Consider the following 22,743-nt stretch of genomic DNA (forward strand, 5'->3'; position numbering starts at 1 on the left):
ATGTCCCGTGGAGCGCGAGGGGCGCCTGCCTCCGCTTCCTTGTCTGGATTCTCGCCAGGAACCCGGAAAACCCGTGAGATGTCCCATCCCGACCCGAAGTCGATGATGGGAGAGCGCGATGGTCCAGCGATGGTGGCGTCTCGCGGTGTGGTGCGTCCTCGTGGGTGGGCTCCTTCACGGTGGCCCCGCCGCCGCGCAGGCCGTTGGGACGACGGGCGCACCGAAGGCTCCGCCCGCCTTCCAGGTCGTGGCGCGCAAACCTCCTCCCGCGTCTGGCGAGGGGCGCTTCTCCGCGAAGGTGAAACAGGGCGGCGCTGATCCAAGCGGCTATGAGGTGCGGCTCGATGGACGGACCTTCTTCCTCCCCGGGCTGAGCGCGCTCATCCACGACCCCGGACGCAATCGACTCATCACCTATGGGCAGTCACTCGACAGCCACGTCGGGGGGGCCTCCTTCGAATACCGGGCCTATTCGGCCGAGGGACAGCCCCTGGTGTCCACGGGGCAGCTCGCCCAGTTTCCCCATGTGGCCTCGGTCGAGCCGGACGGCGCCTTCATCCTCGCGGGACAGGCGGCGGAGGCGACCCCGACGCGCTGGTTCGTCGCGACGTACGACCGCGACGCGAAGCTGAAGTGGCGCTCGCCCCTCCCCGAACCCATGGCGCCGTCGGAGATTGCCCGGTCTCCGGATGGCGACGCGGTGGGCATCCTGTTGACGTCCGTGGGCAGGCGGTCGTCGTTCCGGTTGCTCGTCTACGACGGGGCGGGGAACCTGGTGTATTCGCGGCCGCGTTCGTCACACCAGGCGTTGGCCTTCACCCGGAACCGGAACCTCATCCTCTGCGGGACGCAGGACTGGGAGGTGCTCGACACGCGGCGGGGGCTGAAGCCGGTGGCGTCGGGGCGGCTGGCGGGACTGCGGTTGGACTCCCCCGCCATCCGGGTCCACCCGACGCGGGACGTCTTCATCCTGACGAGCATGCTCGACCAGACGGTCGTGCTCCAGGCCTTCCGGGGCTCGGACGGGGCGCTCGTGGCGGAGTCCCGGCTTCCTTCCCCGAAGCCGCTGTACTTCGACACCGACCGCCTGCGCGTCGCGGAGGATGGGACGCTCCAGTTGAAGCTCGGCGATGACCTCCTCACCCTGAAGCTCCCGGCGGAGTGACGCCGCCGCATCCCTGGAGCGAGGGGCCTCCCCGGCGTCGTGGCGGACCGCGACGCCGGGAGGCGGGGGGACTCAGGGCAGCGTCACCGGGATGGGGTCCGTGTAGGACCAGCGGTCGATGACGGCGTCGGGACCGAGCGACCCGTTGAGGTTCCAGCCCCAGGCGAACACCGAGCCGTCCTTGCGCACGGCGATGACGTGCGTGGCGCCCATGCCCATGGAGGACAGCGGCGCCACCTGCGCCGACGAGGCGGTGGGCTCCGGGTGCGTCTGCTCGGAGACGCCCAGGCCGAGCTGGCCGTTGAAGTTCTGGCCCCAGGCCATCAGCGAGCCGTCCGCCAGCCGCGCGAAGCTGTAGTTGCCGTTGGCGAAGACGGCGCGCGCCTGGGTGACGTTCTTCACCTTCACCGGCGTGGCGCTCTCGGTGCCCGGGCTGATGAAGCCGAGCCCGAGCTGGCCGCTGACGTCCAGGCCCCACGCGGACACCGTGCCGTCCGTGTGCACCGCGAGGAGGTGGTCGCGGCCGTTGGCGATGTCCACCACGTCCGTCACGCCCGGCACCTGGCTGGGCAGCGGGTGGCTGTCACCGTCGGCGACGCCGTTGCCCAGGTTGCCGTAGTCGTTGCGGCCCCACACCCAGACGGTGCCGTCGCGCTTGAGCGCCGCCGAGTGCATGGAGCCGCCCAGCACCTTCACCACGTCCGTCAGGCCCCGCACCACCACCGGGTAGTCCTTCGCCACCACGGTGCCGTCGCCCAACTGGCCGTTCGCGTTGTTGCCGAAGGCGCGCACCGTGCCGTCCTCGAGCAGCACCAGCGTGTGGCGGAAGCCCGGCGCCACCGCCACCGCCCCGCTGATGCCCGGCACCCGCGTCGCCGCGTAGCGCGGCGTGATGTCCAGCGCGCGCGTCTCGCCCTCTACCGGCGCCGCGCCCTGGCCCAGTTGGCTGTCCGAGTTCTCACCCCACGTCCACACGCTGCCGTCCGCGGTGAGCGCGGTGGCGAAGTTCTGGTTGAAGGCGATGGACGTCACCGCCTCCAGCCCCGGCACCACCTGCGGCTGCTTCTGGTCCGCCGTCACGTCCGCGCCCAGTCCGAGCTGGCCCCGGTTGTTGCGGCCCCAGGTGTAGACGCGGCCGTCGCGCAGCGTTCCGCTGTGCAGGCCCCCCGCGGTGCCCAGCCCGCCGAAGTGGAAGGACACCGTCGCCTCGCCCGCGTTGCCCCGCGCGTCGCGCGCCGTCAGCTTCACCGCGTTGGCGCCGGGCTTGGGCGTCACCTCGAAGGCCAGCGTGCCCGCGGCGTCCGTGGGGACGGCGAGGGACTGCTCCTGGCCCCCGTTGAGCGAGTAGCTCACGCTCACCACGCCCTTGTTGTCCGTGGCCACGGCCTCCACGCGCACCCGGCGCACGGAGACGGCGAGCCCCTCGTCCGGGGACACCACCCGCACCTGCGGAGGCTCCGACTCCGGCGCGTAGCGCACCGTCACCTTCTGCGTGCCCTTGCCCCCGACCTGGTCCACCGCCTCCATGCGCACGGTGTTGTCGCCTTCGGGCAGGGTGAGCTCCACGGAGAACGACCCGGAGGACCCCACCGACGTCACCTCCACCGGGAGCGCGGCGCCGCCGTTCACCGTCACCGTCAGGCTCGCCAGCGTCCCGGGCGCGTTCACCGTGCCGCTCAGCCGCACCACCGGCTCCTCGGACGTGAAGCCAGGCGTGGGCGAGACGACCTCGATACGGGGCGTGGCCGGGATGCCGGGCGTGGTCTCCACGTCCGACCCGCAGGCGGAAAGCCACAGGGCCACGAGCGCCAGGGCGCAGGCACGATACTTCATGGGGGACTCCTCGAGGGGGTATTGAGATTGATTTGCAGAATCGAGAGGGCTGCCTCTTACGCTCGTCGCGGGGCGTGCGCAAGCAGGGGGAGGCCTCTATCGCCGCATGTTTCCAGGGAATTTCAGAGGGAACCGGGGATGAGGAAACCCGGGGAAGGACGCCACGCGGAGGTGGACGGGTGCTCACGCGGCGCGAGTCGACGCAGACCCCGCATGTCTGTGTTTCAGTCCTGGTTCGGCGGAGCCCGTCCGCTCGCCGGGGCCCTTCGTCCAGCCCCCGCGCCAGGGGCCCGGGGCGGTGGAGGAGGGGAGCACTCCTTCACCTGGGGCTGCTCGTGTCCGGTCGAGGTCCCCACGCGGTGGAGGGGCTCGGGCTCCATCTCGGTCGATGGCCCAGCGCATCGCCGACCCCCGACCCCCGACCCCCGGGAGGAGGCCATCCGTGGGCCGCGTCGCGGCGCGATGCGACCCCCGCCCGGGTCCCTCGTTATTGTAGCTGGGGTACTGGAGTAGATGGATTCGGCCCCCGGTTTTTCACCTGGATTGGAGGCATCATGCGTAACTGGACGATGAGTGGGCTGTTGGTCGTGGGCGCGCTGGTGGCGGGCTGTGGCGGCACGGAGGCGCTGGAGGAGCCGGCGGCCAACACGGAGACCCCCGCGCTGGGCGAGTCCCAGGCCGGGCTGGAGTACAACGAGGACCTCCACTGCATCGTGATGACCTCGTCCATCCGCTGCAACAACGGCCGCGTGATGTACTCGTACTGGAGCGCGGAGCTGGGCCACTACTTCATCAGCCGCTATGCCTGTGGCAGCAGCGGTCCGGTGGTCTGCCCGCTCTAGTCGTCGAGCGGTCGCGCGCGCGGGGCCTGGAGGCAGTACCCGGGCCCCGCATGCGCCTGGCGAGGGCGGGGATTTGTCGGCGTGGCGGGCCGGGCGGTACGCTCCGGTGTCATGACTTCCCAAGACTGGCTGCGGTCCTGTGGCCTTTCAGCCCTGGTCCTGGGCGGCCTGGCCTGTGGTGGTGACTTCGACCCGGAGGTCGCCGTGTCGATTTCCCAGGGCGTCTATGGCGTGACGACCTTCGTCGATGACGTGTGTCCGAGCGGCTGCGACGTGGAGGCGACGTCCATGACGTTGGTGGTCCGGGCGCTCCCCTCGGAAGAGGAGGTGGCCACGCCGAAGTCGGACCGGGACGGGTTCTTCCAGGTCGAGCTGGCGTCGGGGGACTATCGCCTCTGCACCACGTTCGACCGCTGCACGGATTTCTCCGTGGCCACCGCCGAACGGGTTCGTCGTGACTACGAGATGGGCCCGGGGCCGGGTTGGTCCAAGTAGTACGCCGGCGCGGAGCCGTGAGGACGGTTGCGCGGAGCCTGCGCCCCGTCTAGCGTCGATGGAGTCCCTGCACTCTTGCAGCCGGCCTCGCCCACCGGTCCCAACACGGCGTCCGATGTGTCTTCCCATCCCAGGATGGTGTGGTCCTCGCGAGAGGAGTTGGTCGGTCGACTCGTCTCGTCTCTCGATGTGATTCCCGAAGTGGACGTCCGGGTGCGGGTCGTCCGGCTCATCGGTCGCTTCGCCAGGGGCCCCGAGCGACACGCCATCCTGCGCTCCATCCTCCTCGACGCGCGGCAGCCGCCAGACGTGCGAGAGCAGGCCGTCGTCGCCACCTGGACGGACGCGCACCGGTTGACGTTGTCCCGGGAGGAGCTGGTCCGGCTCGCGCACGAAGGAGGCCGGCGTGAGCCGCCGCTCTCCGCCCCCGGGCGCCTCCCGTTGACGCTCTCCCTCGTGTTCTTCGCCATCGCGCTCGAGCCGGAGGCCGAGGCGTTCGCCGGGGAGCTGTTGCGGCACCAGCCACCGGAGGTCCGGACGAGTCTCCTGACGAACCTGCTACCCGGAGCGCTCACGCCCAGGCTCGTGGAGGCCGTGTTCCGGCAGTGGTGGGACGAGGACCGTCCGAGGCTCGAGGCGTCGGGGACGGAGGGTGACGCCGATTCGATGGGCTTCGTCGCGCGTGCGCAACGACATCGCCCGGGCGTGTGGGACCTGCTGGTCCGGTGGGCCCGTCGCCTCGAGGTGACGCCCCTGCGCTCCTGGGTCTTGCACCCGCTGTCGGCCGACGAGCAGCGCCGGCTGCTGCGGTCCCATCCGGACCTCCATCGGAGAGGGGTGGAGGCGTTGCTGCTGCCCCTCGAGGACCTGCTCGAGGCGCGCGGGGAGGCGGGGCTCTTGAAGGTCCTGGGTGCGCACCTCCACACGGACAGCCAGGCGTGGAAGCTGGGCGCGGGGCTCGTGCCGCATCCGGAGCCACTGGACGCGGCCGTGTCGCTCCTCGCGACGTGGCCCGGGGCGCGCAAGCTGTTCCATCAGCGCCTCTCCTCCTTCGCCGTGGCCACGCCGACACGGCGGCTCCTGGTGCGGGCCCTGTTCGAGCACGACCGCCCCATGGCCTTGCGCTGGGCGCTCGTCGCCGAGCGCTACCCGGACAACCTCCCGCTCGTGGGAGAGGTGCTCCGGCTCGCCGCGCGCGCGCCGATGGCGGATGACCGCTCCTTCTTCCTGCGCTGGCTCCACGCGGAGGGCGCGTGGCTCCAGGCGTGGGCCCTGGAGGGGCTGCTGGGACTCGAGGAGTCCGGTGAGGCATGGCGCGCGCGGCTCCAGGTGCTGCTGCGTTCGGACCACCCGCGGGTCCAGCTCCGCGCGGCCACGGGGCTGGTCCGCGAGGGCATTCATGACGGACTGGCGTTGCTGCGACAGACCGCCGCCGGGTCCGCCGACCCGCTCCTGCGCGCCGAGGCCATCCACTGGCTGGGCCTGGTGGACGCCGAGGCGAGCCGTCCCCTCCTCCATCGGGCGGTCGTGGCGCCGCGTCTCCCCCGTCGCGACGAAGACCTCTACATCAGGGGCGCGGCGCGTACGGACCTGGTGCCCGCGCCCGAGGCCGAGGAGGCTGCGTGCGTGCTCGACCGCTTGGGTGCGCCGGGAGACCTCGCGCATCTGCTGGAGGCGCGGCTCCGCGGCACCTGTGACTCGGTGTTCGACGACGCGCTGGCGCACCAGCTCGACCGCGAGGAGGGACATGCCGCTCCTCCGGCTCCGCGTTCATGGGCGCCACGGGGCGGGTGGAACGAAGGCCCCGCGTCCGACGACGACTTCCCTTGAGGGCCCCGAAGCCCGCTGGGCATGGGCTCGGGTGCGGCTCACGGGAGGCCCTGGCATTCCACGCGTGGGACGGAGCAATCCCGGAAGCGGCCAGTCGTGTCACGGCGGTGTGGATTCGCTCCTGTCACGGGTGTGCATGACCCGTGGCACGCTTCTTCCAGTCCCGCGCGGCGGCGACGGACTGGGAGCGAGGAGCGCGGAATGGTGGCGGTGACTCTGGCGGGACTCTGGCAGGACCTGCGACATGCCGCGCGCGGCCTGCGTCGGGCGCCGGGCTTCACGTGGGTGGCGGTGGGGGTGTTGGCGTTGGGGATTGGCGCCAACGTCAGCTTCTTCACCGTGCTGAACGCCGTGTTGCTGCGGCCCTTGCCCTATCCGTCGTCGGAGCAGTTGGTCGTCGTGCAGCAGGCGCGCTCGGGAGAGGTGGGGGGCGTGTCCTATCCCCACCTGTTGGACTGGCGCGCGGGCACGACGTCCTTCGAGCGGCTCGCGGTGTATCAACCCAACAGCTTCACGATGACGGGCGCGGGGGAGGCCACGCGTGTCTCGGGTGTCATCGCGTCCGCGGACCTGTTCCCGTTGCTGGGCGTCGCTCCCACGCTCGGGCGCACCTTCTGGCCGGAGGAGGATCGGCTGGGGGCCAGTCGCGACGGCGTGAGTCCGGTGGTGCTCAGCCACGCCTTCTGGCTGAGGCACTTCCCTGGCGCGACGGGGGGAGACCCGCGCGTGTTGGGGCGCGTGGTGCGCTTGGATGACCGCCCCTTCACCGTGGTGGGCGTCATGCCGGAGGGCTTCTCGTTCCCCCTCCAGCGCGAGCCGGTGGACGTCTGGGTGAGCGTGGCGGTGGACGCGGAGCCGAGCGTGTACGGTGGCACCATCCCCACCAGTCGCGGCTACATGCGCTACGAGGCGGCCATCGGGAGGCTGAAGCCGGGGGCCTCCGTGGAGTCGGCGCGGGCCGAACTGGACACGCTGGCGGCGGGACTGGCGCGTGAGCACGCGGGCGCCACGACCTATGACCAGGTGCGGCTGACGCCCGCGCTGGAGCGGCTGGTCGGGGGCGTGCGCCCGGTGCTGTGGCTGTTGTTCGCCGCGGTGGCCACGGTGTTGCTCATCGGCTGCGTCAACGTGGCCAACCTGATGCTCACCCGCGCCACCGTGCGTCGGCGCGAGGTGGCGGTGCGGCGCGCGCTGGGGGCCAGCCGGGGCCGCGTGGTCCAGTGGCTGCTCGCGGAGAGCTTCCTCCTGTCGTTCATGGGGGGCGTGGCGGGCCTGCTGGTCTCCGTATGGACCACGCAGTTGCTCTTGGCGCTGGTGCCGCCGGACGTGCCTCGGTTGGAGACGGTCGGGGTCGACGGCGTGGTGCTGGCCTTCACCGCGCTGCTGTCGGTGCTGACGGCCCTGGGCTGTGGCCTGTTGCCCGCGCTGGGCGGGACGGAGTGGGCACTGCACGCGGCGCTCAAGGGGGCCGCGTTCTCCGGGAGCCGTTCGGGGTTGCGCCTGCGAGGGCTGCTCGTGGTGGCGCAGACGGCGTTCGCGTTGGTGTTGATGGTGGGCGCGGCGCTGCTCGTCAACAGCCTGGTGCGGCTGACACGGGTGGACCCCGGGTTCGAGGCGCGCGGGCTGCTCACGGTCGCCCTGGACCTGCCGGCCTCGCGCTATCCCATGTCCTCCGCCCGGGTTTCCGACTTCTATGCGTCCCTGGAGGAGCGGCTGCGGGGGTTGCCCGGCGTCCTCTCCGTGAGCACCGCGGAGGTGCTGCCGTTGAGCGGGCGCGACAACGACACCCGTGTCCAGGTCGAGGGACTGCCCCCGACGCAGGAGAGCGCGCGCCTGCGCTTCGTGGGCCTGGACTACTTCCGGACGCTGGGGATTCCCCTGGTGACGGGGCGCGACTTCGCGGTGAGCGACGACCGGACGTCCGTGCCGGTGGTGGTGGTGAACGAGGCCTTCGCGCGTCACTTCCTCGAGGGGCGCACCGCGCTGGGGCAGCGGGTGAAGCTGGGCTGGGGAGGGGACGCGGCCAAGGAAGTCGTGGGGGTCGTGAGGGATGTCCGGCACTCCAGCCTGGGCGCCGCGCCAACGCCCGAGGTGTACGTGCCCCACACGCAGTTCCCCCTCAACGCGTTGACGCTCATCCTGCGCACCTCGCGCGAGCCGCTGTCGCTGGTCTCCTCGGTGCGCGCGGAGGTGCGCGCCCTGGACGCGGGAGTCCCCCTGTCGGGCATCGAGACGGTGGATGCCTTCATCGATGCGGGCCTGCTCCCCCAGCGCTTCGTGACGCTGCTCCTGGGCCTCTTCGCCGGTGTCGCGTTGGTGCTGACCCTGCTCGGGCTCGCCAGCGTGATGGCGTACACGGTGGCGCAGCGGACGCATGAGCTGGGGGTGCGTGCGGCGCTCGGGGCCCGGCCCGGGGAGGTCCTGCGCCTGGTCCTGTGGCAGGGCGTGCGGCGCACGTGCGTGGGGCTCGGGCTGGGGCTGGTGGGGGCACGGGGCCTCACGCACCTGCTGGGGCGGTGGCTGTATGGCGTCACCGCGAACGACCCGTGGACCTTCGTGGGCGTCACGCTCCTGCTGGCCGCCGCGTCGCTGGGGGCCTGCTACCTGCCGGCCCGCCGCGCCACGCGCATCTCCCCGCTGCAAGCCCTGCGCGCGGAATCATGAGGGGGGCCGGGGGGCTCCTGTCGACAGGCGCGGTCCCGGCGGTGACGGGCAGGACCCGCGATGGAGGGAAATCGCGCCGCGTGTCGGGCGTTGAGGAGTCAGGCCCTTGTCCTGGATGGCTCCCATGTCCCGTCGCCCGCTGTCCGTCGTACTGATGCTCCTCCTGCCCGTGCTGGCCTCCGCCGCATCTCCGGAGGCGGAGCGTTGGTGGGGCCACGTCCGGGTGCTCGCGGACGACGCGATGGAAGGGCGGGAGACGGGCAGCGAGGGGTACCAGAAGGCCGCGAACTACGTGGTGGAGCAGCTCTCGGCGATGGGAATCCAGCCGGGCGCCGGGGCGGGGTACTCCCAGGAGGTGGAGCTGGTCTCGCGGCGGCTGGTGGACGCGAGCTCCCGGCTGGCGCTCCGCCGAGGCGGACGGCGCATCCCCCTGGTCATCGGCCGCGAGGCGTTCATCAGCGCGCGGCTGGGGGAGTCGGGGCAGGTAGACGCCCCGCTGGTGTTCGTGGGGTATGGCCTGTCGATTCCCGAGGCGGGCCATGACGACTTCGCGGGGCTGGACGTCCGGGGGAAGGTGGCCGTCTTCCTCTACGGAGGACCCGCCCACATCTCCGGTCCGCTCGTCGCCCACCACGGCTCGCTCGAGGAGCGGGTCAAGGTGCTGCGAGAGGCGGGCGCGGTGGGCATCATGATGTTGATGCACCCGAAGAAGGAGGAGATGCCCTGGGCGCGCATCGCCTCGTCGCGGTTCGAACCCGCCATGACCTTCGCCGACCCGTCACTGATAGAAGACGGAGGGCTGAAGATCGGCGTGGTCTTCGACAACCGCCACGCCGAGAAGCTGTTCGCGGGCGCGCCGCACACCTTCAAGGAGGTGCTGGCGAAGGCGGATGCGAACCAGCCGCTCCCTCGCTTCGAGCTGCCCACCCGGCTGGAGGCGCGGGCCGAGTGGACGCAGGCTCCGGTGAGGTCCTCCAACGTCGTGGGCCTGCTGCCTGGCAGTGATGCCACGCTGGCGAAGGAGTACGTCGTGCTCACCGCGCACCTGGACCACATCGGGGTCGGGGTGCCGGTGAAGGGGGACGCCATCTTCAATGGCGCCATGGACAACGCGACGGGCGTGGCCGCGGTGCTGGAGGTGGCGCGGACCCTCCAGGCGTTGAAGCCGAAGCGCTCCGTGCTCTTCCTGCTGGTGACGGGCGAGGAGAAGGGCCTGCTGGGGTCGCGCTACTTCGCCGCGAAGCCGACGGTGCCCCTGTCCTCCATCGTCGCCAACTTCAACCTGGACATGTTCCTGCCGCTGTTCCCGCTCACCCGCATGGTGGCGATGGGGCAGGAGGAGTCCTCGCTGGAGGCGCCACTCCAGCAGGTGGCCGCCGCCCATGGCGTGACGCTGGTCCCGGACCCCGAGCCCGACCGCATGCTGTTCATCCGCAGCGACCAGTACGCCTTCATCCGCAAGGGCGTGCCCGCCTTGTTCTTCAAGTTCGGCCACGCGCCGGGCTCTCCCGAGGCGCGCGTGCTCCAGACCTGGAGCACCCGGCACTACCACGCGCCCTCCGATGACGTGCGCCAACCCATGGACCGGGAGGCGGCGGCGAAGTTCGTCCGGTTGCTCGCGGACCTCTCCCTCACCGTGGCGAACACGCCCGAGCGCCCGCATTGGAACGAGCGCAGCTTCTTCCGGAGGTTCGCCTCGGCGGCGGTGGAGGAGGCGGGGCCGAGGACGCCGTGAGTCGTCTGGTGAGGACGGGAAGCCACTCCAGTACAGGACCGTGGAGCCTCGATAGACGGGGGGATTCACGAAGCCGTCCTTGCTGCTCGGGTTCACTGCCGACCTGGCGGAGCGTGGTGTCCAGCGCGCGAGGAGTAGCACTCCTGCCAGCACGGCCCTTCGAGCCGCGGTTCTTCATGGGGTGCGCCCGCTGGGACCGGCATCCGTGACCACGGGCCGCGCGGAGGGCAGACCCCACTCACTCCACGAGCCATCATAGACTGCAAGCGCCGGGTAGCCGGCCAGTTCGGCGGCCAGGGTCAGGATGCAGGCTGTCACTCCCGAGCCACAGCTGAAGATGAGCTTCTGCTGACGCCCCGCTTTTGACGCGAAGATCGCTGCGAGCTCCTCCGCGGTGCGCATCCGGCCGTTTGCCTGGACCTGACCGAAGTGGAGGTTCACGGCATTGGGCATATGGCCGGGACGCAGCCCGGCACGTGGCTCGGGTTCGCGGCCCAGGAACCGTCCCTCCGAGCGCGCATCGAGAACGACATACCGCGGGTCCGACAGCGCGGCTTCCACATGTTCGGCGTCACAAAACAGCCCCGGGTGCGGCTGTGCAACGAAGTCCCCGGGCTCGACGGGGGGTGTGCCGACCGGTTCCGTCGGCAGGTTGGCTTCGAGCCATGCGGGCAGGCCGCCATCAAGCACGGCCACCTGCTCGTGCCCCATGGCTTTGAACATCCACCAGGCACGAGGACTCGCGTAGACCCCCATCCGATCATGGATGACGAGCACGCTGTCGCGACGAACACCTAGCGCGCGGACCTCGCGCTCGAACAACGCAGGAGGCGGCATCATGTGTGGCAGTGGGGTCTCCTGGTCGCAGATCCGCTTGTCGAAATCGAAGCTCCGCGTGCCAGGCACCTGCACGGAGCTCGCGGGGCTCGGGACCGAGGCGGCCGTCGTCGAGGGCTTCAGGCTGGCATCCAGCAGGATGAGCCGAGGGTGCCCCAGGTGCTCGGCCAGCCAATGGACGGACACGGTGGGGCCTGGCAATCGGAGCGAAGTCATCCACTTTCCTTTGGATGGAGGTCCAGCCGCTGAGCCTAGTCCTCGACCCGGATGAAGTCTGCCGAACCTGCATGTTGGCCCCAGCAGGAGGGGCGGCATGCCGGGACCTGGAGTGACGTTGAAGGAGGCAGACGGGGCCGCGCTCGCCGTCCGCGCCTTCCCGGACCCGCGCGCCCGGTGCCCCTGCCGAACCAACAACACAAGATTCGGGGCTTGACCCTCCGACAAGGCCTCTCTTCTGTCGGGTGGATGACAGTTGAGCTGTCTTTGTGGGGCGCCTCGCCGGAGCCCCTTCGAGAGGCGCGCAGAATGCTTGCCGACTCCCTCACGAAAGGATGTCCCCATGAAGCGTTGGTCCGCCGTTCTGCTGGCTGTGGTTGGACTGTCGTTGTCGGGATGTGGGCCCACGGAGACGGGCGCCGAGCCCACCGGACCCGTGGAGCAGTCCGAGGCCGGTCAGCCACTCACGCCCTGTCTGTCGTACTGTTATAGCTTCTGTGATGACGTGAACTGCCGGGCGAATTGCCGCGAGCAGTGCAGCCTGTGCGACGTGTGCTTCGAACTGTGCTTGTACAACGACCCGGGCTGCGCCACCTGCACGCCGCAGTGTGTCTTCTGAGTCGGTGGGAGCGCCGTCCCCCCACTGAATGATTCACGAGGCTTCCGGCGCGGACGTGTCCGTTCCGCCCGGGAGCGCGCGGACCAAGCGCCACGCGCCCCGGGCACCCGCGCCCGTCCACGCCAGGGCATGGGTCCGGAAGCCATGGTGCCGGCCGGACACCCCGACCACGGGTCGTCGTCGCGGCCAAGCCGGATGCCGCGCCGCCGCTCGGGGCGGCCGTCGTCCCGCACCTCCCGTGGGCGGCGACCTCCACCAGGGGGCTCGTCAGACAGGCGCCCCATGATGCCTCGGGTGCCGGTGAGGCCCTTCCTGCGGGCAGGCGGTGACGCGCGGGTTGCGGCGGGCGCCGCTCACCCAGTAAAATGGAATTGACTGGAAATCACTCTTCTATGTCATCCGGTGTCACGGAAGTGAAACGGCACGTGTTGCCAGCCACCTGACCCGGGTCGGACTCCGAGCGGCGTCCCCTCATCGGCGTCGAGCCGCTCCGCGTCGCGACGTGCACCGGGTCGGTTCATGGTGAACCGCCTTGAAGCTCCTACTTGTCGAAGATGAAGAGGCGATGGTGCTCCTCCTGCGCCAGGGGTTGGAGGAGGAGGGCCATGAGGTGCTCGTCTGCGACAGCGGTCGAATCACGCTGTCACAGGACGAGCTTTCGCATCACGACGTCATCCTCCTGGACTGGTCCCTGCCCGGGCAGGACGGAGTCTCCGTCCTCAAGCAGTGGCGCGAGTCGGGGTTGCAGACGCCGGTGCTGATGTTGACCGCCCGGGGGACCACCGGGGAGAAGGTGACGGGGTTGCGCGCGGGCGCGGACGACTACCTGGTGAAGCCGTTCGACTTCGAGGAGCTGCTCGCCCGGCTGGAGGCCCTGCACCGTCGGGACGAGCAGCACGGGGGGCCCGTGAGGATGGGCACGGTGGTGCTGGACTCGCGTCGCAGGGTGCTGCGGCGCGGAGGCCAGGAGGAGCCGCTCACCGCGCGCGAGTTCTCGCTCATGCTGTCGCTGGCGCGTCAGCCGGGCACCCCGCAGGCGCGCGCGCGCTTGATGACGCAGTCCTGGGGACCGGACTTCGAGGGCAGCCCCAACGTGCTGGAGGTGTACGTGGGCTACCTGCGCACGAAGCTGGAGCGGCTGGGCGCCGGGGACGTCACCATCCGGGCCGTGCGCGGCGTGGGCTACACCCTGCTCGTCGAGCAGGGGCCGCGCGGGTCATGACGCTCGCTCGACGGCTGTGGTTGCTGGGGGTCCTGGTGCCGTCGGCCGCGGCGTTGCTCTCGCTCGTCGTCGCGGGGCAGCTCTTCCGCTACGACCTGGAGACGGCGCTGGACCAGGCCCTGCTGACCCAGGCGGCGGTGGAGAGCCTCAGCGTCAGCCTCTTCGAGGGCACCGAGAAGCGCGACCACCTGAACCTCTCCAGCTACCCCCTGCTCGAACAGGTCCAGCCCTTCGCGCCGCACGGCGAGCTGTTCGGCCAGGACGGCCGGCTGCTGATGCACCACCCCATGGTGTCGGAGCTGGAGGCGGGCGCGGCGCCGCTCATCCCGGGAGACCCCGGGAGCCCGCCCCGGCTGTCGACCCACGCGCTGCCGGACGGCACGCGGGTGCGTGAAGCGGTGGTCAACGTGCGCTCACCCCAGGGCGAGCTGTACGCGCTGCGGCTCACCGCGACGATGGCGCAGGTGGATGGCTCGGTGCGCGGCTACTACCGCCGGGCCTTCGCCGTGGCGGGGTTGCTGGCGGTGACGCTGCTGGTGCTCCAGACCGTCGTGGCCCGCCGCATGGCGGGACGCCTGGGGGCCATCACCCGGCACCTGCGCGTCCTGCGCGAGGGTGACTTCTCGCGGGCGCCCGCCCAGGACGGCGGCACGGATGAGATCGGCCAGCTCCGGGACGTGCTGGCGGAGGTCACCGACAAGCTGCGCGGGGCTCGCGAGGAGCAGGAGCGGCTCATCGCGGACGCGGCGCACGAGCTGCGCACGCCCCTGTCCCTCATGCGGACCCGGATGGACCTCGCGCTGCGGCGCGAGCGGGGCCCCGAGGAGCTGCGCGCCTCGTTCCGCGCCGCGCGGGGGGAAGTGGAGCGACTGGCGCTGCTCGCGGGCGAGCTGCTGGAGCTGACCGCGTTGGGGCGGGGCGAGTGGGACCGGACGAAGGCGGACCTGGCCGCCGTGGTGGGCCAGTCGGTGGAGGCCGCGCGCGCCGAGGCGGAGTCCCGCGCGCTGCTCATCCTCCTGGACGCGCCCGAGCGCGTGGAGGCGTGGTTCGACCCAGGCGGCGTGCGCCGCGCGGTGGACAACGTGTTGTCGAACGCCCTCAAGTTCTCGCCCCGGGGCGCGGAGGTCCACGTGCGCGTCTGGCGCGAGGGCGCGTGCGCGCGCATCAGCGTCGCGGACCAGGGGCCCGGTATTCCGCCCGAGCTGCGGGAGGCGGTGTTCGCGCCCTTCCGCAAGCTGTCGAGCGCGACGCCCGGCGCGGGCCTGGGGCTCGCCATCGTCCGCGAGGTGGCGCGCCGCCACGGCGGCCGTGTCTGGGTCTCCCAGGACAGGCGGACCGGGGCGGAGGTGGTGCTGGAGCTGCCGGCGCGCGCGATGTCTTGATTCGGTGGAATGTGTGTGATTGGAGGCAGCGGGGGCCTCCGCTCCTGGAAAGCTGAATGATTTCTCAGGGAGGGCCCCGACTGCGTCGAGGCTGAATTTTCTCTCAGGAAACGCCGTGTCTCGTGTATCGGACATCCCAGGATTGTGTTTGCGCGCGCGGACGGACGGCGTTAGTGTTTGCGCGGGTTTCGAGCCGCCAGCTCCGCGGCCTTCCTCCCGTCAAAGGACCTCCTCATGCGTCTCTCGATTCGGCCGCGCGCCCTGGGCGCGTTGCTCTCCCTGGGCTTTTGCGCGCTGTTCGGCGTGCCCTCCGCGCACGCCGCCACCTCGGTCGCCTGCACCGGCGGCGGCTTCAGCCTGGTGCTCCCCAGCGGGGCGCCCGTGGGCGGTGGCGGCAAGGTGGAGATTCCCGGCGGCAGCCTGCCGTCGCACGGAATCCTGAAGGTGCGCGGCAAGTACATCGACTTCGACGTCGATGTGTCGACGCTGGGCGTCTACAACTACACCCTGAAGGCGACGGACAACCCGCTCGACATCACCGGCGGCGTGACGACGGTGCTGTTCACGCGCAAGGAGCCCATCCTCGGCACGGCGACGCTGGATGGCGGCACGCTGCGCGTGGAGAACAAGGACGGCGAGCTGCGGCTGATTCGCGAGGGCCAGACGCTCAAGATGAAGATCCAGGCCAAGGACTGCGCCCAGGGCGGCATCTTCCAGCTCGAACCGGAGCTGGCCTCCGAGACGGGGACCATCGACTACGTCCACACGCTGGGTCCCGCCGTCTTCTATTTCACCAACCCGTACACCGGCAAAATCAACTTCGGCAACGCCAACCTCATCCGTGGCAAGGACAGCCCGCAGGTGGCCGCCAAGCTCGTCCAGGACGAGCGCGAGACGGTGTGGCGCGTCACGTCCGGTGGACGGATGGGGGGCGTGCTGGGCGAGGACGCCATCGAGAACTCACCGCCCGCCACGCCCTGCACCCAGAGCTGCCAGGCGCAGAACCAGGTCCACGGCCGTTACGAGGTCCCGGACCCGGTCTACGAGAGCGACGGAGGAGAGGACTGACGCCCGCCCGGTGACGCGATGACGGCTGCTACTTGTAGGTCAGCATGAGCGGCGGCTTGCGGGGAGCGCGCGCCTGGTCCAACAGGCGTTGCAGCTCCTCGAGCCGGCGCTGGAGCTCCTTGAGCTCGTGTTCCGCGATGAGCTGCTGGACCTTCTGCATGTACCAGACGTCACTGCGGAAGCGCAGGGCGTCGTGGTAGTACTCCAGCCCGCGCGAGACCTGGTCATTCACCTGGTTCGTGGCGAACTCCGTGACCTTCTTGAAGTACGGCCGGACCCAGCCGTTCCCGGTGACGGATTGGAGGAGGAAGTCGCCCAGGAAGTACCAGGACGCCATCTGGCCCGCGCTGAGGATGGTTCCGCAGATGAACTTGCCGACGGGGATGTCCTTGTATTGGAGCGCCATCTCTTGCTTCTGTGTCTGCTCCTGGTTCTGGAACGTGAACAGCACGTAGCTGAGCGCCGTCTTCAGCAAGCCCCATTCGGTGTCGCCCGCGACTTCCTCGAGGTTCTCCATCACCTGGAGGAAGTCCTTGGGGCGCAGCGTTCCCACGGTCCTGTGGGGGTCCACGTCCTTCAGGAGCGCGGCGACCGTCAGCTCGTCGAGCGCGAGGCCCTCCGGACCTCGGACCAACGCGCGGCTCAGGGCGTCGAGCCAGGCGCGACACTTGGACGTGGTGAACGACTGGTTCTCCGTCGTCGTGATGTTCCCGGGCACCTCCGGGTAGTCGGTGGTGCGCAGGTGCCGCACGGAGAGGTAGGGCATCCCGAGTTGGTGCGCGTCGTTGACGCTGTTGGCTCCCTCGACGAACACGGGGAGCAGGGATTGGGTCATCACATACCGGAAGACATCCGTGGGGGCGAAGCCGCATTCGACGACATAGATGCCCGGCCGGTCGAAGGTGTCACTGAGCACGGCCTTCAGACTCACGCGTCGGACCTTGGGGTTGCCCAATATCTTGGCGATCTCCTCGACCGCCTCCTGGGAGGTCGCGGTCGTCTCGCCGAAGATGCAGATGGCGATGGAGGGAACCGGGTTGACGCGGTGATTGGCGAGCATCTGCCGCAGCGCGATGGAGGCCCCGACGATGTTCAACAACACCGATTGGGGGGAGATGTCGACCTTCCACGCGTCGTACCAGTGGAGGCCGTAGATCGGCAGCATCAGCAATTGCTTCTGGCTCTGGAGTCGGAGGACCTGCTCCAGGCCTCCGGCGCGCAGCGTGTCGAAGCGTTCGTTGCGCTGTGACATGAGGAAGTTGCGCAGGGCGCTCGGGCTCTTGCCGGGCATCACCTTCGTGCGCCAGTCCTGGCGCAGGAAGTAGGTGGGCAGGCCCGGCATGGGCACCGTGTTGGCGCCGAAGCCGAGGACCTCGCTCACCAGGTGGCGCTCCCCCCAGTCGAAGGGTTGGAGCACCAGCACCACGTCCGTGCGCAGGCGCTGGGGCCACTCCTCCAGGTGGTGGTCCGCCGCCGCGACGATGCCCACCGCGTCCGACTGGCGCGGCCCCCAGCCCTCGCTGGAGCCGAAGAGGGACAGGCTGTAGAGCGCGACCTTGTTCCCGCGATAGGTGAGCGTCTGGCCCTCCGCCTCCGGGTTGAAGCCCTTGAGCAGGTCGACCAGCTTCGCGGCGCAGCCGTCCTCGTAGACGACGACGATGCGGCCCTCGAAGCCCAGGTCGATGATGCGGTCCAGGCAGGAGACGCCCGCGCTCGCGTGGCCGTGGGCCTTGGAGGACTGCACTCCGATGCGGATCTCCTTCGCGTAGCGAAGGACCTGCATGACCTTCCAGAACATGCGCGCCTCCCGAGGTCGGCGGATGGCCGACCCGCGCGGGTACGACCGCCTCGGGATTGCGACGCGCGTGCCAGGGGGCGTGGCGCGTGTCCTGCCTGGGACTTCAGGTGGCGTCCTCGCGGCGCATGCGTCGCGCGGGGACGCCCTCGCGTCCTGGAGGGACGCTCATGCCGGGGCGCCGGAGGCCCGGCTCACCACGCGTACTGCTGGCCGTTGTACCAGAAGTACCCCGCGCCGCCGGCGGACGCGTCGCAGACCGAGTAGGCGAAGGCCGTGCATTCCTGAAGGGTCGGGACGGTGGTCTGGCCGCTGGCCCCCGTGTTGGGACCTGTGTCGCACAGCACCCTGCACTCGTTGTTCTTCACCGGGGGCAGCGCGCTCTCGGAGGACGCCTCATGGGTCTGCTCGACCTCCGGGCCGCCGCAGCCCGTCGACATCGCGAACACCACCACCGCGCCAAGGAAGCACTTCATGGTGACCTCCCCACAACTCGAGTCGTGCGCGAAGGATACGTCGTGCCTCGGGGCCTGATGCAAGTCACGCCAGGGTGGGGCGCGCCGCGACGCGGGATGGGGTCGTGTTGGAATTCACGATGAAATCCAGGCGGGCCCATGGGTCCGTATTGGGCGGCGATGCAGCCCTTCACGCATGTCGGTGGATGCCCCTGGTGGAAGCCCCTGGGCCTCGTGCTCGCGCTGGCATGGGGTTGCAATCGCGGCGCGGCGGGAGGGGAGACGCCCTTCACGCCGGGCTCGGATTCGCAGGTGCTCGAGCGGGTGCCCGCCACGGCCACCGACCCACGCGCCCGCGAGCGTGCCGCGCTGCGCCGTGAGCTGGATGCCAATCCCCGACAGCTCGACCTCGCCACGCGGCTGGCCCGGCTGGAGGTCGAGGCGGGCCGCGCGCGGGGAGACCCACGACACCTGGGCTGGGCGCAGGCGGCGCTCGGGCCGTGGTGGGACGCGCCCGAGCCGCCCCACGAGGTCCGCCTGCTGCGCGCCACCATCCGACAGGGGCGCCACGAGTTCGACGCCGCGCTGGAGGACCTGGAGGCCGCCGTGCGCGAGGACCCGGCGGATGCCCAGTCCTGGCTGACGCGCGCGGTGGTGCTCGGGGTCCGGGGACGCCACGCCGAGGCGGCGCGGAGCTGTGGCCCGCTGGAGGCCCTGGTGGGCGAGCTGCCCGCGGCCGTGTGTCGGGCGCAGGTGGACAGCCTCTCCGGCCACTCGCGTCGCGCGTATGCGCGTCTCTCGCAGGTCCTGGCCTCGCGTGCGCGCGCGGCGAGTCCCCGGGAGCAGGCCTGGGGGCTGTCCACGTTGGGAGAGGCCGCCGCCCGCGCGGGGGACGTGGCGCGCGCGGAGGTGCTCTACTCGCAGGCCTTGTCGGCGGACCCGGACGACGCCTACACCCGGGCCGCGTTCGCGGACCTGCTCCTGGACCTGGGCCGGCCCCGCGAGGTGGCCCGCTTGATGGAGGCCCACTCCCAGGACGACGGGCAGCTCCTGCGCCGCGTCCTCGCGGAGACGGCGCTGGGAACCCCGGAGGCCCGGGTGCTCGCGGAGGAGCTCGCCGCACGCCACGCCGCGAGCCGGCTGAGGGGTGACAGCCTGCACGCGCGGGAGGAGGCCCGCTTCGCGCTGCACGTGGAGCGCGACGCCGACAAGGCGCTGTCGCTCGCGCTGGAGAACTGGCGGGTGCAGCGCGAGCCCTGGGACGTCCGCGTGCTCCTGGAGGCCGCGCTCGCGGCCCGGCGACCGGAGGCCGCGCGCCCCGCGCTCGACTTCCTCGCATCCACGGACTGCGAGGACCCGGGCCTCGTCGCCCTGGCCAGGCAGTTGGAGGAGGCCGCGCCATGAAGCCCCTGCTCGCCGTGCTCGTGTTGTTGCCGTGTGTCGCGCTGGCCCACAAGCCGAGCGACAGCTATCTGCGCCTCGAGCGCGCGGAGCAGGGGTTCAGCGGCCGGTGGGACGTGGCCCTGCGCGACCTGGACGCGGTGCTGGGCCTGGACGCGGACGGTGATGGCGCGTTGACCTGGGGCGAGGTGCGCGCGCGGCGGCCGGACATCCTCCGCCACGTCCTCGCGAGGTTGTCGGTGGGGACGCCCGACGCCCCCTGCCCACTGGGCACCGGGGAGGACCTCCAGGTCGTCCACCACTCGGATGGGGCCTACGCGGTGCTGACCTTCACCGCGCGCTGCCCCATGGCGCCAGCGGTGCTGCGGCTCGACTACACGCTGCTCTTCGACCGGGACCCGCAGCACCGGGGGCTCGTCCAGGTGGCGAGCCAGACGGGGCAGGGCACGCTGGTGTTGTCCGCGGACCACCACGCGGTGGACGTGCCGCTGGAGACGCTGTCCGCGTGGAGCCACTTCGGAGGGATGGTGCGCTCCGGGGTGGAGCACATCTGGGCGGGGCTGGACCACCTGTTGTTCCTCCTGGCGCTGCTGCTGCCCTCGGTGCTCACGCGGGCGCCGGGCAAGGGCTGGGAGCCGGTGGCCCGCTTCGGCCCCGCGCTGCGCGACGTGGTGAAGGTGGTGTCCGCCTTCACGGTGGCGCACTCGCTCACGTTGAGCGCGGCCTCGCTGGGGTGGGTGTCCCTCCCGTCGCGGTGGGTGGAGTCCGCCATCGCCGCGAGCGTCATCCTCGCGGCGGTGAACAACGTCGTCCCGTGGCTCCGAGGCACGCGCTGGACGGCGGCCTTCGTCCTGGGCTTGTTGCATGGCTTCGGCTTCGCGTCCGTCCTGGCCGACGTGGGGCTGCCGACGCGCGGACTCGTGGCGGCGCTGCTGGGCTTCAACGTGGGCGTGGAGCTGGGGCAGCTCGTGTGTGTCGCGGCGTTCCTCCCGGTGGCCTACGCGTTCCGTCGCGCGGCGCTCTACCGTCGCGCGGTGCTGGTGGGGGGCTCGGCGGTCATCGGTCTCATCGCCTGTGTGTGGTTGGCGGAGCGGGTGCTGGGCGTGAGCGTCCTTCCGGTGTGAGCCATCCAAACTCCTCCCGCCGCCGTATTGAGGAGGACCGCTGATGGCGTCGCACGCGAGGTGCCCGCTGGCGGTCGATACCCCGACGCAGTGGAGACCCACCTCATGAGTAGACGACAGCTCGCGGGCGCGATGGCGCTCGCAGCGGCGCTCGCCGTTCCCGCCGCGGACGCTTCCAGTCACCGGGAAGCGCCCTTCATCACCCGCATGCCCAAGGTCGACGCCACGGACTTCTACATGTTCCGCAGCTACGAGGCGGGACGTGAGGACTCCGTGACGCTCATCGCGAACTACCTGCCCTTGCAGGACGCGTATGGCGGTCCCAACTACTTCTCGTTGGACCCGGACGCGCTCTATGAAATCCACATCGACAACTCCGGTGATGCCATCGAGGACATCACCTTCCAGTTCCGCTTCACCAACAACCTGAACGGCGCCAACGGCATCACGCTGCCGGTGGGCCCCGCGGGCAATCAGAAGAACGTGTCCGTCCCCTTCACCAACGTGGGGGCCATCACCTTCGCGAACCGCGGCAACCAGAACGTCCAGGAGAACTACTCCGTCAAGGTCGTGCGGGGCGCGCGCCGGTCGGGCACCGCGCAGGACCTGACGAACACCGCGGGCGGGAGCACGACGTTCGCCAAGCCGGCGGACTACGTGGGCACCAAGTCATTGGGCAACGCCGCCGCCTACGAGTCCTACGCCCAGCACCACATCTACAACGTGAACATCCCGGGGTGCACCGGCGTGGGCCGGATGTTCGTGGGCCAGCGCCGCGAGTCCTTCGCGGTGAACCTGGGCCCCGTGTTCGACCTGGTGAACGCGCCGCCGGCCGTCATCACCGACCCGAGCGCCCGGGGCGCCGTGCCCAACCCGCTGGCGAAGAAGAACGTCACCACGCTGGCGCTCGAGGTCCCCATCTCCTGCCTCAAGGCGGGCACCCAGAGCGTCATCGGCGGATGGACGACGGCCAGCGTGCGCCAGGCCCGCGCCGTCAACCCCGCCGCCACGTACACCACGCCTTCGCGCGAGGGCGGCGCGTGGACGCAGGTGAGCCGGTTGGGCATGCCCCTGGTCAACGAGGTGGTCATCGGCATCAAGGACAAGGACCGCTTCAACGCCAGCGAGCCGAAGGACGACGCCCAGTTCGCCGACTACGTCACCCACCCCACGCTGCCCGCGGTGCTGGAGCTGCTCTTCGGCGGGGCCGGGGTGAAGGCCCCCACCGTCTTCCCTCGTACCGACCTGGTCGCGGCGTTCCTGACGGGCGTCACGGGGGTGAACGCGAACGGCTCCGTGGCGGAGATGCAGCGGCTCAACACCGCGCTGCCGGCGACGGCGAAGAGCGGCCAGAACAACCTGGGCGCCGCCGCGTGCTTCGTGAACGGCCAGCTCACCCTGGGCAACGCGGGCTGCGACCCGGCGGGCTTCCCCAACGGGCGTCGCCCCGGCGACGACGTGGTGGACGTGGCGCTGCGCGTGTCCATGGGCTACCTGCTGGCCAACGACACGCAGGCGCCCGCGCGCAACGTCCCCTTCCACGACGCCGTGCTCCAGGATGCGTCCCAGTTCGACGCCGTCTTCCCCTACCTGACGACGCCGAACGCGGGCGCCAATGGCGACGGGACGTGAGCCCATGAGCAAGCTCCGAGCAATGGCCTGTGTGCTGGCGCTGGGAACGGCCCTGGCCTACACGGGTTGCAGCGGCGAGGGAGACCCGCCTCATCCGCTCCCCGACGGCGGCACCGACGCCGGCACGGACGGGGGCACCGACGCCGGCACGGACGGCGGCACCACGGAGTTCACCACCTTCGTGAGGGGCCTCATCCTCGAGAAGACGACGGACACCGCCACGCCCGAGAAGCTGGACGACAAGAACCTCGTGGACAGCGAGCCCGTCAACGCGTTCACCCCGTCGTTCTTCCAGCGGTAGGGATGGCCGTGCTTCGCGACTGAAGTCCGGGAGGCCGCGGTGAGACGCGCGCCGTGGCCTCCCGCCTCCGAGCCGTCCGTCCCGGGGCCGCGAGGGCTCCGCGGGGCGCCCCGGGGCTGGCGAGGAC

The 22,743-nt window shown here is 70.8% G+C and carries 18 protein-coding genes; 14 read left to right on the forward strand and 4 right to left on the reverse strand.

Annotated elements, in window-relative coordinates; genetic code table 11:
• The first annotated feature begins 118 nt into the window (after positions 1 to 118).
• On the forward strand, positions 119 to 1,165 hold the full coding sequence (locus LZ198_RS25810) for a hypothetical protein (RefSeq protein WP_253974711.1): 1,047 nt from the start codon (positions 119 to 121) through the stop codon (positions 1,163 to 1,165).
• A gap of 72 nt (positions 1,166 to 1,237) precedes the next feature.
• Here LZ198_RS25810 and LZ198_RS25815 read toward each other — a convergent pair whose 3' ends face one another.
• Positions 1,238 to 2,998: an RCC1 domain-containing protein gene (locus tag LZ198_RS25815; protein WP_253974712.1), complete on the reverse strand. Its 1,761-nt coding sequence runs from the start codon at positions 2,996 to 2,998 to the stop codon at positions 1,238 to 1,240.
• 554 nt (positions 2,999 to 3,552) lie between these two features.
• Between LZ198_RS25815 and LZ198_RS25820 the strand changes: the two genes are divergently transcribed.
• The 5 genes from LZ198_RS25820 (at position 3,553) to LZ198_RS25840 (ending at position 10,564) form a co-directional block, all read left to right on the forward strand.
• A complete protein-coding gene (locus LZ198_RS25820) occupies positions 3,553 to 3,840 on the forward strand; it encodes a hypothetical protein (RefSeq protein WP_253974713.1) in 288 nt (95 codons plus the stop codon).
• 111 nt (positions 3,841 to 3,951) lie between these two features.
• Positions 3,952 to 4,335: a hypothetical protein gene (locus LZ198_RS25825; RefSeq protein ID WP_253974714.1), complete on the forward strand. Its 384-nt coding sequence runs from the start codon at positions 3,952 to 3,954 to the stop codon at positions 4,333 to 4,335.
• 213 nt (positions 4,336 to 4,548) lie between these two features.
• The gene (locus LZ198_RS25830) at positions 4,549 to 6,165 is read left to right on the forward strand and encodes a HEAT repeat domain-containing protein (RefSeq protein ID WP_253974715.1); all 1,617 of its coding nucleotides are present in this window, start codon (positions 4,549 to 4,551) and stop codon (positions 6,163 to 6,165) included.
• Between the two features lie 201 nt (positions 6,166 to 6,366).
• A complete protein-coding gene (locus LZ198_RS25835) occupies positions 6,367 to 8,829 on the forward strand; it encodes an ABC transporter permease (protein WP_253974716.1) in 2,463 nt (820 codons plus the stop codon).
• 124 nt (positions 8,830 to 8,953) lie between these two features.
• A complete protein-coding gene (locus tag LZ198_RS25840) occupies positions 8,954 to 10,564 on the forward strand; it encodes a M20/M25/M40 family metallo-hydrolase (RefSeq protein ID WP_253974717.1) in 1,611 nt (536 codons plus the stop codon).
• Between the two features lie 174 nt (positions 10,565 to 10,738).
• On the opposite strand, the gene LZ198_RS25845 is transcribed toward LZ198_RS25840, so the two are convergent.
• On the reverse strand, positions 10,739 to 11,617 hold the full coding sequence (locus LZ198_RS25845) for a sulfurtransferase (RefSeq protein ID WP_253974718.1): 879 nt from the start codon (positions 11,615 to 11,617) through the stop codon (positions 10,739 to 10,741).
• Between the two features lie 343 nt (positions 11,618 to 11,960).
• On the opposite strand from LZ198_RS25845, the gene LZ198_RS25850 reads away from it, so the two are divergent.
• The 4 genes from LZ198_RS25850 (at position 11,961) to LZ198_RS25865 (ending at position 15,908) form a co-directional block, all read left to right on the forward strand.
• A complete protein-coding gene (locus LZ198_RS25850; protein WP_253974719.1) occupies positions 11,961 to 12,236 on the forward strand; it encodes a hypothetical protein in 276 nt (91 codons plus the stop codon).
• Between the two features lie 532 nt (positions 12,237 to 12,768).
• A complete protein-coding gene (locus LZ198_RS25855; RefSeq protein ID WP_253974720.1) occupies positions 12,769 to 13,458 on the forward strand; it encodes a response regulator transcription factor in 690 nt (229 codons plus the stop codon).
• A complete protein-coding gene (locus LZ198_RS25860) occupies positions 13,455 to 14,840 on the forward strand; it encodes a sensor histidine kinase (RefSeq protein WP_253974721.1) in 1,386 nt (461 codons plus the stop codon). Before LZ198_RS25855 ends, LZ198_RS25860 begins: the two co-directional genes overlap by 4 nt.
• 234 nt (positions 14,841 to 15,074) lie before the next feature.
• On the forward strand, positions 15,075 to 15,908 hold the full coding sequence (locus LZ198_RS25865) for a hypothetical protein (RefSeq protein ID WP_253974722.1): 834 nt from the start codon (positions 15,075 to 15,077) through the stop codon (positions 15,906 to 15,908).
• Positions 15,909 to 15,936: 28 nt separating this feature from the next.
• Here LZ198_RS25865 and LZ198_RS25870 read toward each other — a convergent pair whose 3' ends face one another.
• Together LZ198_RS25870 and LZ198_RS25875 are read right to left on the reverse strand one after the other, a co-directional pair.
• Positions 15,937 to 17,706: a hypothetical protein gene (locus LZ198_RS25870; protein ID WP_253974723.1), complete on the reverse strand. Its 1,770-nt coding sequence runs from the start codon at positions 17,704 to 17,706 to the stop codon at positions 15,937 to 15,939.
• A 191-nt stretch (positions 17,707 to 17,897) separates the two neighbouring features.
• Positions 17,898 to 18,179 (reverse strand): hypothetical protein, encoded by a 282-nt coding sequence (locus LZ198_RS25875; protein ID WP_253974724.1) that lies wholly within the window; start codon positions 18,177 to 18,179, stop codon positions 17,898 to 17,900.
• Positions 18,180 to 18,317: 138 nt separating this feature from the next.
• Between LZ198_RS25875 and LZ198_RS25880 the strand changes: the two genes are divergently transcribed.
• From LZ198_RS25880 to LZ198_RS25895, 4 genes are all read left to right on the forward strand, one after another.
• Positions 18,318 to 19,562: a tetratricopeptide repeat protein gene (locus LZ198_RS25880; protein WP_253974725.1), complete on the forward strand. Its 1,245-nt coding sequence runs from the start codon at positions 18,318 to 18,320 to the stop codon at positions 19,560 to 19,562.
• Entirely contained in the window at positions 19,559 to 20,683 is a 1,125-nt protein-coding gene (locus tag LZ198_RS25885) for a HupE/UreJ family protein (protein ID WP_253974726.1), read from the forward strand. The genes LZ198_RS25880 and LZ198_RS25885 overlap by 4 nt, the downstream gene beginning before the upstream one ends.
• Before the next feature lie 105 nt (positions 20,684 to 20,788).
• Positions 20,789 to 22,315 (forward strand): DUF4331 domain-containing protein, encoded by a 1,527-nt coding sequence (locus LZ198_RS25890; RefSeq protein WP_253974727.1) that lies wholly within the window; start codon positions 20,789 to 20,791, stop codon positions 22,313 to 22,315.
• 4 nt (positions 22,316 to 22,319) lie between these two features.
• Entirely contained in the window at positions 22,320 to 22,616 is a 297-nt protein-coding gene (locus LZ198_RS25895) for a hypothetical protein (RefSeq protein WP_253974728.1), read from the forward strand.
• Positions 22,617 to 22,743: the final 127 nt, after the last annotated feature.

Origin of the sequence: Myxococcus dinghuensis, assembly GCF_024198235.1 — a bacterium.
Taxonomy (GTDB): domain Bacteria; phylum Myxococcota; class Myxococcia; order Myxococcales; family Myxococcaceae; genus Myxococcus; species Myxococcus dinghuensis.